The organism is Streptomyces sp. SS7, from assembly GCF_037993025.1.
Classification (GTDB): Bacteria; Actinomycetota; Actinomycetes; order Streptomycetales; family Streptomycetaceae; genus Streptomyces.
On the sequence record NZ_CP141223.1, the window covers coordinates 9,701,108 to 9,714,316 of the forward strand.

Genomic DNA, 13,209 nt, shown 5'->3' on the forward strand with positions numbered 1-13,209 from the left:
TGTTAGATTAACATCATGAGGAATCACCCAGACCCGGAAGCCGTCGGCACCCTGCTCCGCCACGTCCTCGAACTGCTCGACGGCGACGTGGCCGAGGTCTACAAGGAGCAGGGCCTCGCCGAGTACCGGCCCCGCTTCTCCCCGGCCGTACGGGCACTTGTGACCGAAGGTCCGCTATCGGTCCGCGACCTGGCCACGGCGGTGGGTGTCACGCACTCAGCCGCAAGCCAGACGGCAGCCCAGATGGCCCGCGCGGGTCTGGTGACCCATACCCCCGACCCGCGAGACGCCCGCCGCCGACTGATCGAGCTCACACCGAAGGCCCATGCCCTGCTGCCGCAGATCGAGGCCGAGTGGGACGCGACTGCGGCGGCGATGGCGGAGCTGGACACGGAACTCTCTATGCCGCTGGCCGACCTGCTGACGGAGGTGGCAGAGGCGGTACGTCGCCGCCCGTTCCGACAGCGGATCGTGGCGGCCTATCAGCGGTAGGAGCCCACCACAGGGTCCCTCTCCCCAGTCATGCGTCCGGCCCGCTCCAGCGCAAGATCGATGCCACGGCTGCTCACCGGGCAGCCGTGGCATCGATCTCCGAACCGCGGCCTGCCGGCCCCTGCGCACCGGTAACTCGACGCGCGGCTGATCGGCATCTGGGACAACGCGCGCTCCCACTGGATGCCGCAGATCAAGAGGTTCGCCGCCGACAGACTGGCCTGATCGTCCGCCCGCCCTGATCCCCCACCCCGACGTCACGCAGTTCCCGGGAGCCGCGGAGGAACTCCGGCAGTGTGATGCCGCTCATACCGTGTCACGGGAGCGACGCGAGCGGTGTCTTGTGGGCATGACCGACACAAAGCAGTCCACAGTCCTGATCACCGGCGCCAACAAGGGTCTGGGCCACGAGGCCGCCCGTCGCCTCGGAGAGCTGGGATGGAAGGTGTTCCTCGGCTCCCGGGATGAGGTTCGCGGCCGCGCGGCCGCCGAGAAGCTGGCCGCCGACGGCATCGATGTCGTCCTGGTCCCGCTGGACGTCACCTCGGAGGAGTCCGTGGCGGCCGCCGAGGAACTCGTGCGCGCGCACACCGACCGGCTGGATGTCCTGATCAACAACGCCGGGGCTCCGGGCCACGCGATCCACCCCGGCCAGGCGACGGTCGCGGAGGTCCACGCCGTTTACGACACCAACGTCTATGGCCCGATCCGCGTCACCCATGCCTTCCTGCCGCTGCTGCAGGCCGCCGACCACCCCCGGGTGGTGATGGTGTCCAGCGCCGTCGGGGCGTTCTCGGTGGTGACCGATCCACAGCAGCCGGTGTCGAAGATGCACGAACTCGCCTACAGCTCCTCCAAGGCGGCGCTGAACATGCTGACCGTCCGCTACGCGCAGGCGTTCCCCGCCATCAAGTTCAACGCCGCCACCCCCGGAGAAGTCGTGAACCGCACCTTCGCGGCCACCGACATGAACAACAACATGGGGCAGCTGACCGTGACCGAGGGCACCGACTCGATCGTTCGCTTGGCGCTGCTGGACCCCGACGGCCCGAGCGGGACCTTCACAGATCGGCTCGGCCCCATAGAGTGGTGATCGTCCGGCCGCCAGCGGGGACGATCACGAAATCAGCGTCAGGCCCGGAACGATCGCGGTTCAGGCGACCGACGCCTTCGTCGCCCAGCGCAGCCTGCTGTTCACCGTCGCCTACGAGATCCTCGGCTCGGCCACCGACGGCCCGACGTACGTCTCGCGGCGGCGCGGCCAGCAGCGCCGCCGCGAGACGTACGTCGGGCCGTGGCTGCCCGAGCCGTTGGTAGCCGCGCCGGACGTGGCCAAGGACGTGGCGCTCATGCTCGTCCTGGAGACCCGGTCGCCAACCGAGCGCTGCGTTCGTGCTGCGCGAGGCCTTCGACGTCGGGTACGACGAGATCGCGGCGGCCGTGGACAAGTCTCCGGCCGCAGTGCGGCTGATCGTGCACCGCGCGCGCCAGCACGTCGATGCTCGGCGGCCGCGGACGGTGGTTTCCAAGTAGACAGTGCAGGCCGCGCTGGAGGCGTAGCAGCGTGCGATCGAGACCGCCGATCTGCTGGACGTGCTCGCACTGGGGTGGTGGCTTCGATCCGGGGGTCGGAGAGTGCTGCGTGGGGGGACTTCGGTGCCGGCGATGGTTACGAGGGTGGTGGTGTGGGAGAGGTGGGTGCCGACGACGGTGACGGGGGTGCCGCCGCTGGTGGGGCCCTGGTCGGGGAAGACGCCTTGGAGGCCGATCAGGACGGCGACGGTGCTGTTGTTGCTGTCGGCGACGTGGATGTCCAGGTCGTGGGGGTCGATCGTGAGGCCGTAGGCCGTGGGGGACGTTCAGTCCGCTGTAGGCGGCGATGACTTCGTTGGTGACGGTGCTGATGGCGTGTACGGTGCCGTCGCCGCTGCTGGTGACGTAGGCGAGTGCGCCGTCGTGGGGGAGTGCGACGGCGAAGGGCTGGGCGAAGCCGGGGATCGTCTCGATGACGTCTCCGGTGCCGGTGCCGGTGCCGGTGTCGAGGACGGTGACGGTGTTGGCGTCGTAGTCGGGTACGTACAGGCGTTCGCCGTGGGGGAGAGGGCTGTGGTGCAGGGCCGGCGGAAGCCGGTGTAGTGGGCGGTGAGGGTGCCGGTTCGGGTGTCGATGACGCCGATGGCGCCGGTTTGTGTCTCGCTGACGTAGACCCGGGTGCCGCTGGCGGTCGGTCCGGCGGGTGGGGTGACGGCGCCGGCCGCGGGGACGGCCGGGGTGGGGTAGGTGAAGTTGGCGCCGAGGCCGTTCCGCCGTCGGCGGTGACCGTGATCGGTCCGCTGGCGGGGACGGTGGTGCTGGTTCGGGTGATGGGTGCTGGGGTGTGCTGGGTGGTGTGGCTGGTGTTGGGGAAGTTCTCTGCGATGGTGGGGTGTGTCGGCTGGGTGTCGTCGCTGGTTGGTGGGGAGGGGGGTGGATGGTTGTGACGGCCGGTACCGTCGGTGTCGTGTGGTCGACGCGGCGGTTTGTGGCCGTGCCCGGTGGCACGGCGACGCCGTTCTGGGCGTTGGTGGCGGCCTGGGGGGTGTCTTCAGCGTGGGGGTGGTGCTGTTCAGCACGGTGAAGGGTACCGAGTCGTCGCCGCGCAGCACTGTGGGGACGGACGTGCCGGGTCCGGTGCCCGGGGCGGTGGTGCTTGTCCCACCGGTGGTCGGCTCCGGTGGGGGACGTCAGCTGTGATGCCGGGCACGCCGGCTCCTTCCACGTCGGCTGGTAAGGATGGGCGCCCCGCCAGTGCTCGATACCTGAGATGGCAGTAGCTGATCACCCGGGCAGGGTGATGACAATGAGTGTTCCCCGTTATCACTTGATCGGGTGAGGGGGGCCGGAATTCCGGAACGGATGCCCGGGGCCCGCGCGGCAGAACCCGGGGCGGGGCCGCACTCCGGTCCGGTCCCGGTCTGCTCCGGGCCGTGCCTCCCGGCTGTCCGGGCCCGTGCGGGCTGCTGCCGGTCCGGCGCCGCCGCCCTGTGCCGCTGGTCCTGCCCGGTTGCGGGGGAGGCGCTCTGCCCGTAGCGGCCCGTCATGCGTCACCCGCGGCCCGGGCGCGGCCTGTCCGTGGCCGGGCCGTGCCGGTCGGCCCGTCGGCCCCGGGGGCCCGTCGGCCCCGGGGGCCCGTCGGTCCCGGCCGGTTTCTGCCCCGGGACGGCTGCCGGGGGCCCGGTGCGCGTCAGGCCTTTGTCGCGGACGGGGTGCAGGCAGGGGGTCTGGCGGTGCGCCCGCGGCCGTGCCTGACCGGTACGGAAAGCGCCCCGCCCGTACGCCCCGCCAATGGAGTGACGATCCCTCCTGTCCCTTGCGGCATATGTCAGATGCTGCGTCACTGGAAATATCCAACCGGTGGGCAGCCCATCCTCCCGGGGGACGCGACTTCGGTACGGCTTTCGACCGCCAGAAGGGGTAGGGGGTTGCAGGGCCCTGCCGGAGCTGCGATGGGCACTCCCGGGAGGTATTGGATCGCCAGTCGGTGTCACTCGTGTGGCACCGACTGGTTGGTTGCCGCGTCAGGCGGTGTTGCGCCACGCACCGGCCCCGGGCCGTATGGGCCCTGTCGAGGACAGGCGCGGACATGCCCTGCGCCGAGAGGGGTCTGCCCGGGCATGCACGCTCGTCCTTCCCCGACGGCAGGGGGGGGCGCCGCGCCGTTCCGGACGCCCCCTTTCCCTCACCGTTCACGGCACCTGCCGGCCTTCTTGCGCCCGGTCCGACCGGTCTCTCCGGCACGCGAAGCCGCCGGCCGTAACCGTCCTCGGCGGCAACTCTGTTCAGCGGAACGCTGTGTCGCCCCGGGGCGGGCTGCTCCCGTGCTGGCATCCTGTCGTGGAGCCCGGGCGGACTGGACGAAGCCCTGGCTCCCCGGTCGGCGAAAGGGAAGAAAAGTGGATTTCATGACCGCAGATGCCGGACCGGGACGGCGGCACTGCGCCGGCACGGCCGCGGCGGCCGACGACGGCCCGGGCGTCCTGGGGGAATCGAGCACGGTGGACCTTCTGCGGCACATCTTCCGTTTCAGAGCACCGTCCGGCGTGGCACCGGCGGCCGGCGGCGCGGCTCCGGCCGCCGGGAACAACGGCTGACCGGCTCCTGCCGGGTGACACAGGCCCGGGGGCGGTGACGCGGCCCGCCCGGTGAGCGTCCAGGCCGGCACGGCTCGCAGAACCGGAGCCGGAACCTGGCGAAGCACGCCTAGGAGTCTGATGAAGATCTTGCTCCGGCCGCCTGACTCGCCCCGGATTGCCAGTAAATGTCAATCACTATGAACCGGTGCAAGTCGGGCGCGATTTCACGATCTTCAGGATGCTTCTAGTGTCATGAGTCTTTATTTCGATACAGAAGTAGGCTGGGCTCATGGCGCGTATGGGTCGGCCGACGGTCGAGGTGGTTCTGACGGATGAGGAGCGAGAGACGCTGCTGCGCTGGTCACGGCGGGCAACGTCCTCGCAGGCTCTGGCGTTGAGGTGCCGGATCGTACTCGCGTGTGCTGATGGCGGCTCGAACACCGCGGTGGGAATGGAGCTTGGGGTCCACCCGGTCACGGTGGCCAAGTGGCGTAAGCGGTTCGCGGCCGACCGGCTCCAGGGTCTGTCGGACGAGCCGCGGCCCGGCCCGCCCCGCACGGTGAGCGACGAGAAAGTCGAGGAGGTGGTCGTGCGGACCCTGGAGACCACTCCGAAGAACGCCACGCACTGGTCGACACGGGACATGGCCGCGGCCAGCGGCCTGAGCCAGTCCACCGTCTCGCGGATCTGGCGGACCTTCGGCCTCAAACCACACCTGGTGGACACCTTCAAGCTGTCCAAGGACCCGCAGTTCATCGAGAAGGTCCGCGACGTTGTCGGCCTGTACCTGGACCCGCCCGAGCGGGCCATCGTCCTGTGCGTGGACGAGAAGTCACAGATCCAGGCGCTGGACCGGTCGGCGCCGGTGCTGCCGATGATGCCGGGCATGCCCGAGCGCCGCACCCACGACTACTTGCGCGGCGGCGTGACGACCCTGTTCGCCGCCCTGAACGCGGCCACCGGCGAGGTCATCAGCTCGCTCCACCGCCGGCACCGCGCGGTGGAGTTCAAGAAGTTCCTGGCCAAGCTGGACAAGGAGGTCCCAGACCATCTCGACGTCCACCTGATCTGCGACAACTACGCCACCCACAAGACGCCCGCGATCCAGAAGTGGCTGCTGGCCCATCCCCGGTTCCACATGCACTTCACCCCGACCAGCTCGTCCTGGCTCAACCAGGTGGAGCGCTGGTTCGCACTGCTGACGGACAAGCAGATACGGCGTGGCGTCCACAGGAACGTCCAAGCCCTGGAGAAGGACATCCGGGCCTGGATCGCCGACTGGAACGACAACCCGAGGCCCTTCGTCTGGACGAAGACCGCTGACGAGATCTTCGAACGCCTCACCGGATATCTGAATCGAATCAAAGACTCAGGACACTAGGGGGTGTTGCGAGAGTCCCGCACGGCACCCACGGCGCCTGGCACGCCCTCTCGGCGCACCGGCCGAAATCCCGAGTACGTCCAGTACGAGGGCTTTCGTCCGGCACTCCGAGAGCACGCGCCGGACACCGCGGGCACCGCACAGGATTTTCGCAACACCCCCTAGTAGGGCTTGGTCAGGTTTATTCGCCGGTGGCGTGTCCGTTTGATCGGGTGTGTTGTTGACCGGGTGTGCTGGGTGGGGAGTTGGCTGCGGTCCGGTGTGATCTGGAGGACTTCGCGGCGGAGATGTTCGAGCTGTTCGCGCGGCCGGGTCAGCGCCGGTGGGGCGAGGTGTATCTGCGGGGGCTGCTGCTGGACGCGGCGCGAGTGGGTGGAGCCGATGGCCGCACGGCTGGGTGAGGACGGCAACGGGCAGGTTCTGGCCCATTTCATCACCTCCAGCCCGTGGGGCGCGGCGTATGTGCGGGCCGGTCTGGCGTGGCGGATGCAGCAGGTGATCGAGCCGACCTCGCTGAGCGTGGATGATACCGGCTTCCTCAAGGACGGTGATGCCTCTGCCTGTGTGGCCGGGCAGTGCACCGGCACCGCGGGCAGGGTCACCAGCTGCCAGGCCGGGGTCTCGCTGCATCTGGCATCGGACCGGGCGTCGGCGGCCGTGGACTGGCGGCTGTTCCTGCCCGAGAGCTGGGATCCCGCCTCGCCGAAGGCCGATCCGCTCAAGGTGGCCCGCCGGGACACGTGCGGTATCCCGGCCGAGGTCGGCCATGTCGAGAAGTGGCAGCTGGCCCGGGACATGATCGACGAGACGCAGTCGTGGGGCATCGACATCCCGCTCGTCGTCGCTGACGGCGGCTACGGCGATGCCGCCGCCTTCCGCCTCGGTCTGGAAGAGCGTGGGCTCTCCTGCGTGGTCGGGATCTCCGCCACGACCACCGCCCGGCCGGAACCAGCACAGCTGCACACCCCGCCCTGCGGCGGTCGCGGTCCCCGGCCTCAGCCTGTCTACCCCGACCCGGCCCGGGCAGTGAAGAAGCTGGTCATCGAGGCCGGCAAGCGGGCCGCCCGGCCGCTGCCCGGGCGGGAGCCTTCCCGCCCGGGCAGCGGCCGCAGCGGCCTCAAGCGCATGTACTCACGCTTCGTGGCCTTGCGGATCAGGCCCGCCGGACGCGAGATCCGCAAGGCCTGCGACGGCCCGGAGCTGCCGGTGCGCTGGCTGCTGGCCGAATGGCCCGCCACTGAGGCCGAACCCGTGCAGTTCTGGCGGTCCAGCCTGCCCGCCGACATCCCGCCGGCCGCCCTTGTGCGCACCGCGAAGCTGCGCTGGCGTATCGAGCACGACTACCGCGAGATGAAGCAGGTCCTGGGCCTGGCCCGCTTCGAGGGCCGCACCTGGAGAGGCTGGCACCACCACGTCATCCGGGTCTTCCGTCGCGCACGCCTTCTGCACCCTCCAGCGCATCACCCGGTCCCCAAAAAGAGACGGCGCCGGCCTGAGCCTCTACCGGGTCGCCCGTGAACTGCAGTTACTCCTCGCGGTCTGGACCGGCGCCTGCCCCACCTGTCACCGCGACATGCCAGAACCGATACCCACCTGACCAAGCACTGCTAGATGCCGGGCGGTTCCACCCGGTGGAAGACGAGCGCGGGCGCGGTGCCTGCGGCGGTGGTGACCTCGATGGCGGCCGCGCCGGGCGGGCCCGCCGGTACCGCAGCAGTCAGCTGGCTGTCGGAGAGCACCACGAAGGCGACTGCCGCGCCGCCGATGGTCACGGACGTAGTGGTCGTCAGGCCGGTGCCCGTCAGGGTCACCACGGTTCCTGCGGACACGCCTGCGGTGGGGGGCGACACGGCGGTGAGCACAGGGGCGGACACGTAGGCGTAGGCGAGCGGGTTGCTGGACCCGCCCGGCGTGGTCACCGTCACCGATACCGTCCCCAGTCCCGGCGGTGCTGTTGCCACGATCTCCGTGGACGACAGGACGGTGAAGACGGAACCGGACGTGGCGAACTGCACCGCTGTGGCGTTCGAGAGGTTCTGCCCGCTCAGGGTGACGCTTGCGCCGCCGGCGGCCGGCCCGGCACCGGGGGAGATCTCCGACAGCACAGGGGCCGGGGCGTAGAAGTAGTAGGCCCCCGGGGAAGCCGCGCTGGTGCCGGCCGGTGTCGTCACGGTCACCGGCACCGCGCCGGGAGACCCGGGGGGCGAGACGGCCGTGATCTGCGTCGGCGAAGTCACGGTGAACGAGGCGGCGTTGGCAGCGCCGAAGCGCACCGCCGTGGCACCGGAAAGGTTCGCACCCGTCAGCGTGACGGCGGTACCGCCGCTGGTGGGGCCGGAGACGGGCGAGACGCCGGTCACCGAGGGCAGGACGACCGTGTAGGTGAAGCTGACCGTCGTATTGCTGCTCCCGCTGGGGGACACCACGGTCACCGGGACGGCCCCCGCGCCTCCCGGTGGGGTGACCGCGGTGATCCGCGTGGAGGAGTTGACGGTGTAGGAGGAAGCGTTGGCCGAGCCGAAGCGTACGGCAGTGGCGCCCGTCAGGCTGGTACCGGTGATGGTGACGGTTGTTCCTCCGGAGGTGGGTCCCTGCGTGGGGCTGACCGACGTGACCACGGGAGGCATCAAGGGCTCCTAGGGAGACTGAGAAGACGGCGGGGACGAAGGTTCAAAGGCAGGCGGCTGTGCCGAGGGCTGTCCGGCTGACCGGGATGCCCCGTTCGCGGTGCGTCATGTCTGCGGCGGGAGAAGCCGGAGCGGAGCGGAGCCCGGCACGCCACTCGCCGTGGTGGTGGCGGGGTCGTCTGCACCTCGGGGCCGGTCGGTGCGGCCGCGCCGTGCAGTCCGCACCGACACGAGGCGGGCCGGCGCCGGCCCGCCCGGGTGGGTCCCGCACGTTCTCCAGCAGTAGTGACCCACAGGGGCCGTGCCCGGAACAAGGGGCAGCGGCGCCCACTCACCCGCACGGAGTAACGTCCGCCGCCCTCCGTGCCCGGCTGCCGGGGCCGCGCTGTGTCCGCCGCCGCGGCCGGGCCGGCCCTGCGCGGGGGCACCGGGGCGGGGCCCGGCCCCGTCCCTCGGGGCCGTCCCGGGCGCGCGGGGCGTGCACCCGTCGCGACGCGGCGGCACCAGCGCCCACGCCGTGGCCGTCGCGACGCGGCGGCCACGCAGCGGAGCTGTCCGTGGCTGGGGAAGCGAACGCGGCACGGCGTCAGACCTGGTGGCCGGGCCCACGGGTGACGCACCGCCACGGCGGAGCCCGGGGGGCGTGTGCGAGGGGACCGCCCGGATCGGGCCGCGCGCCCGTCGCTTCCGGCTCCTCATGCGCGCGCTCCGCCATACGGGCGATGTTCGGTTCTGTCCCTTGCTCTTTCTTTCACCCGTATGGATCACTGGAGACACCGGCGGTTCGCCCATTCAGCCGGACAGCGCGACACGGCTCCGCCGGTTCCTCACGGCGAGCTCGCGCAGGAGCTGCGCCGCCCGAGCAGCGAGAACGCCAGCCGTAGCGACCGCGGCAGTTCTGCGCCGTCTGCCTCATGGCCGGCCTGCACACGCGGCTTCGGTGTCCGTCACCGCAACCGCGTACGGCGCGGGGCCCCTTGCGGTGCTCTCCCACACACGGCCGTGGAGCACGGCCGCGGCGCCCCCTCATCCGAACCCCAGAAGGAGACAACCATGTCTGTCGCCACCCTGTTCCCCCTCCCCCCGATCCTGACGCAGCCGACCCTGATCGCCGCCGTCCCGGGATTCGGACCGACCAGCGGAGGCAACGTCGTCCTCCTCATCGGCACCAACCTGGGCGGGGCGACCTCCGTCACCTTCGACGGCGTGCCCGCGACCATCGTCGCGCAGGACCCCCTGGGGATCCTGCTCACCGTCATCGCCCCTGCGCACGCCGCGGGCAACGTGCCCGTCGTCGTCACCACCCCGGCCGGGGCGAGCACGCCGGCCCACTACACCTACGTGCCCCCCGTGACGCCGGCGCCCATCGCGCTGGCGATCACCCCGGTGACCGGGCCGGTCGAGGGCGGCACACCCTTCACGATCATCGGCGCCAACCTCGCCGGCGCCTCGGTCACCTTCGGCGGAGTCCCCGCCACCGGCGTGAACGTGATCGGCGGAGTCATCCTCACCGGCGTGACTCCTGCTCATGCCGCGGGCCTCGTCTCCGTCCAGGTGACGACTGCGGGGGGCACCACGACCGTACCCGGCGGCTTCACCTACGTCGGGCCGGCCGTGCCCACGGTCACGGCCATCACGCCGGCTTCCGGCCCCGCCGCGGGCGGCACGCCGTTCGCCATCACGGGCTCCCATCTGACAGGTGCCGCCGTCACCATCGGAGGAGTCGCGGCGACCAACGTCATCGTCGACCCCACCGGGACGGTACTCGCCGGCATCACACCGGCCGGGACGGCCGGCAACGCCGCGGTGGTGGTGACCACCCCGGCAGGCTCGGCCAGCGTCACGGGCGGCTTCACCTACGTGTGATCGACGAAAGCCGCACGCCACGATGATGCCCGCACTTCGTGTGCGGGCATCATCGTGGCGTGTGCCGTCCCGGCCCGTCTCGCGGGTTTCGGTGTCCTTTGCGGAAAGCGGAGCGCGAACGGACGGCATGGGATCGACGGCCGCCCGGAACGGCTGACGGCCGCCCGGAACGGCATGGCGCGGAAAACCGGGCAGAATTCGCCGGTCCCCGCGTCGAACGGCCAAAAGCCGGAGCGGTGAAGAAGAATGCGGCACACCCGGTCGCCTCCGCCGGGCCGGCGGACAATCCCCGCGGCGCGGGCCGCACGCACGCGAGGACGGCCGTCTGCACGGCGGACGCCGCAGGCTGCCGCCGGGCGGCCGTGTCGCCGCGCCTCCGGCGTGAGCAGGGCCGATCCTTCCCCGGGCATACCTTTCGCCCCTCCCGGCCGACCGCAAGAACCTGAACTCCCGCAAGGGCGGTTAACTCGTTCAGGTGAATGGAGTCAACTGCGTCTTGTCACCCGATTGGGCGCGTGAGTCAATTAAGAATGTGAACCGGCGGGCCGCCCATCCCCGTGCCGGGGGAAGAATGAGGCGGGCATGTATATGCCGGATTCCCTCCCCATGCCTGCAGTGCACTCCTGAATGGGGGGCAAGGGGCTCTTCTTTTCCCGGTCTATGCAATGCGCATCACGCCGGACAGGCGCGAGAGGCTTGTGAGGCTCGTCGCGGTCATCGGCTGTTCCGCCGGTTCCTCGCACGTCCCACCCAACCAGCGAGGAGTGTTCCATGCCGATCTCTCCGAATCAGGGTTCCACGGGAGGCGGGACCCTGGTGACCATCACCGGCACGAACCTGGCCAACACCAGCGCCGTGATGTTCGGCAGCAAGCCCGCCACGAACGTCACCAACGTTTCGCCGACCCAGGTCACCGCGGTCTCCCCGTCGGGAACCGGGACCGTCGGCATCACCGTCAAGACCCCGGGCGGCACGAGCAATCCGGTGCCGTTCTTCTACGTCGGCGCCCCGTTCAAGTCGTCCCTGAGCGCGTCCTCGGGTCCGCTGGCCGGCGGCAACACCGTCACCGTCACGGGGACCGGCCTGTCGACCGCGACCAGTGTCTCCTTCGGCGCAGCAACCGCCACCCCCACGGTGGTCTCCGACAGCTCACTCGCCGTCACGGTTCCCGCGGGCGCGGCGGCAGGGCCGGTGTCGGTGAGCGTCACCACCGCCGGGGGGAGCAACAACGGGCTGACCTACGTCTACGTCGACGTCCCCACGATCGGAACCCTCAGCCCGACCTCGGGCCCGACCTCGGGCGGGACCGCGGTGACGGTCACCGGAACCAACCTGGACAGCACCGAATCGGTCACCTTCGACGGCGTCCCCGCACCGTTCGCCGTGATCAACTCCACCACGCTGTCGGTGGTCACCCCGCCCGGCACCGCGGGAGCGGTCGACGTGGTCGTGACCAACGCCGCCGGATCGGACACCGCAGCCGGTGCCTACACCTACGTGGCAGGCCCGGGCATCTGATCCCTCCCCCTGCGACAGGTTCGCGTCCTGCCCCGGTGCACAGGACCTGTCACGCGCCCGCCTGTGACGCGCCCGCCTGTGACGGCCCCACGGCCCCGCAGGCGGGCAGCGGTCGTCCCGGGGGCCGTTGCGGGCGGCGGACGGGGCCGCGGGGCGGGGACGGACAAGCAGCGGTCCCCGGGCCGGCGCGGTCACGTCACGGCGGTGGTGGTGCCGGCCGGCGAACCGTGCGTGCCGTGCGCGGGGATGCCCTGCCCGGCGGCCGCAAGAGGGCGCTTCCCCGGCAGCAGTGCGTGCAGCGGCGCGGTCCCGGCACGGGCACAACGGCGCCAGGAGCGGGCGCGGTTCATCCGCCGGCCCGGTCCGCGGCCAAACCGTCCGGGGACCTGGTCGGCCCGCCCCCGCGTCGGCCCGCCCCCCGGGTCCTCAGCCGATGATGATGTTGTTGTGGATGTCCCCGACCACGAAGCCGAGCAGCCCTCCGCAGGTGAGCAGGCACAGCCCGGGGGGCACGGTGGGGGTGACGGGCGCCGCCGAGACCGACACGGGTGCCGTGCCGCTGGAGGCGTCGCAGGATTCGTTGCCGTTGTAGGCAGCGGTGATCGTGTGCGTGCCGAGTGCCGTGAACGAGGCGGTGAACCGTGCCTGGCCGTTCGCCGCGACGGCCACCGTGCCCAGCAGGTCGGCGCCGTCGAAGAACGTCATCCCCAGACCGCCGCCCGGATCGGAGGCACAGGTGACCGTCGCGGTCAGCTCGACCGCAGCTCCGATCGAAGCCACCGCGGGAGCTGCAGTGACGCTCGTGGCCGACGGGGCGGCCGCCGCCGGGGAGGCAACGGCCATCACGGCCGCCACGGCCGCTGCTGTGACCCCTGCCCACCTGTCACGGGGACGTCTACGCATCACGAGTCAACTCCCTTTGTCCTGGTCCGTGCTGGATGTTTTCTGGATGACCTCACGCTAGGCGACCATGCGTGTTTATATCAGTACATATCATTAATCTTGGTCCAAGATGCGCCAACTGGGTCAAGAGCGGCGGTCCCGGGCCGCGGTGCCTGCAGGAACCGGCGGCGTCCGCGGCCACGGGCCGGCCGCGGACGCCGCGCACTGCTCCCTTCGAGGCAGCGGCAGGGACGCAGACGGAGGGAAAGCGAAGCTCCGACCCGCGTTCTTCCGTTCGGCGCCCGCCCTGCGGCCGGCTCCTGCGGTTGCG

Annotated in this window: 10 protein-coding genes and 2 pseudogenes; 9 read left to right on the forward strand and 3 right to left on the reverse strand. The window is 70.9% G+C overall.

The window, feature by feature from the left end; translation table 11 throughout:
• Positions 1 to 15 precede the first annotated feature (15 nt).
• The 7 genes and pseudogenes from U5640_RS43705 to U5640_RS43735 form a co-directional block, all read left to right on the forward strand.
• Positions 16 to 492 carry a MarR family transcriptional regulator gene (locus U5640_RS43705; protein WP_340384829.1) on the forward strand — a complete coding sequence of 159 codons (477 nt, stop codon included), beginning with the start codon at positions 16 to 18 and terminating at the stop codon, positions 490 to 492.
• 349 nt (positions 493 to 841) lie between these two features.
• On the forward strand, positions 842 to 1,585 hold the full coding sequence (locus tag U5640_RS43710; protein WP_340384831.1) for an SDR family NAD(P)-dependent oxidoreductase: 744 nt from the start codon (positions 842 to 844) through the stop codon (positions 1,583 to 1,585).
• A 52-nt stretch (positions 1,586 to 1,637) separates the two neighbouring features.
• Positions 1,638 to 2,049: pseudogene (locus tag U5640_RS43715) on the forward strand (sigma factor-like helix-turn-helix DNA-binding protein); the annotation flags it as partial.
• Positions 2,050 to 2,340: 291 nt separating this feature from the next.
• A complete protein-coding gene (locus U5640_RS43720) occupies positions 2,341 to 2,628 on the forward strand; it encodes a hypothetical protein (protein ID WP_340384833.1) in 288 nt (95 codons plus the stop codon).
• A 1,805-nt stretch (positions 2,629 to 4,433) separates the two neighbouring features.
• Complete coding sequence (locus U5640_RS43725) at positions 4,434 to 4,622, forward strand: hypothetical protein (RefSeq protein WP_340373791.1); 189 nt, start codon at positions 4,434 to 4,436, stop codon at positions 4,620 to 4,622.
• A 271-nt stretch (positions 4,623 to 4,893) separates the two neighbouring features.
• Complete coding sequence (locus U5640_RS43730) at positions 4,894 to 5,985, forward strand: IS630 family transposase (protein WP_340373790.1); 1,092 nt, start codon at positions 4,894 to 4,896, stop codon at positions 5,983 to 5,985.
• 230 nt (positions 5,986 to 6,215) lie between these two features.
• A pseudogene (locus U5640_RS43735) lies at positions 6,216 to 7,462 on the forward strand (IS701 family transposase); the annotation flags it as partial.
• Positions 7,463 to 7,592: 130 nt separating this feature from the next.
• Here U5640_RS43735 and U5640_RS43740 read toward each other — a convergent pair.
• Positions 7,593 to 8,612 carry an IPT/TIG domain-containing protein gene (locus U5640_RS43740; RefSeq protein WP_340373789.1) on the reverse strand — a complete coding sequence of 340 codons (1,020 nt, stop codon included), beginning with the start codon at positions 8,610 to 8,612 and terminating at the stop codon, positions 7,593 to 7,595.
• 1,053 nt (positions 8,613 to 9,665) lie between these two features.
• On the opposite strand from U5640_RS43740, the gene U5640_RS43745 reads away from it, so the two are divergent.
• Positions 9,666 to 10,478 carry an IPT/TIG domain-containing protein gene (locus tag U5640_RS43745; RefSeq protein ID WP_340373788.1) on the forward strand — a complete coding sequence of 271 codons (813 nt, stop codon included), beginning with the start codon at positions 9,666 to 9,668 and terminating at the stop codon, positions 10,476 to 10,478.
• 771 nt (positions 10,479 to 11,249) lie between these two features.
• Positions 11,250 to 11,996, forward strand: coding sequence for an IPT/TIG domain-containing protein (locus U5640_RS43750; RefSeq protein ID WP_340373787.1), 747 nt, complete (start codon positions 11,250 to 11,252; stop codon positions 11,994 to 11,996).
• A 191-nt stretch (positions 11,997 to 12,187) separates the two neighbouring features.
• Here the strand turns inward: U5640_RS43750 and U5640_RS43755 are convergent, their stop codons facing one another.
• Together U5640_RS43755 and U5640_RS43760 are read right to left on the reverse strand one after the other, a co-directional pair.
• Positions 12,188 to 12,346, reverse strand: coding sequence for a hypothetical protein (locus U5640_RS43755; RefSeq protein ID WP_340373786.1), 159 nt, complete (start codon positions 12,344 to 12,346; stop codon positions 12,188 to 12,190).
• A 76-nt stretch (positions 12,347 to 12,422) separates the two neighbouring features.
• Entirely contained in the window at positions 12,423 to 12,776 is a 354-nt protein-coding gene (locus U5640_RS43760) for an Ig-like domain-containing protein (RefSeq protein ID WP_340373785.1), read from the reverse strand.
• Between the last annotated feature and the right edge of the window lie 433 nt (positions 12,777 to 13,209).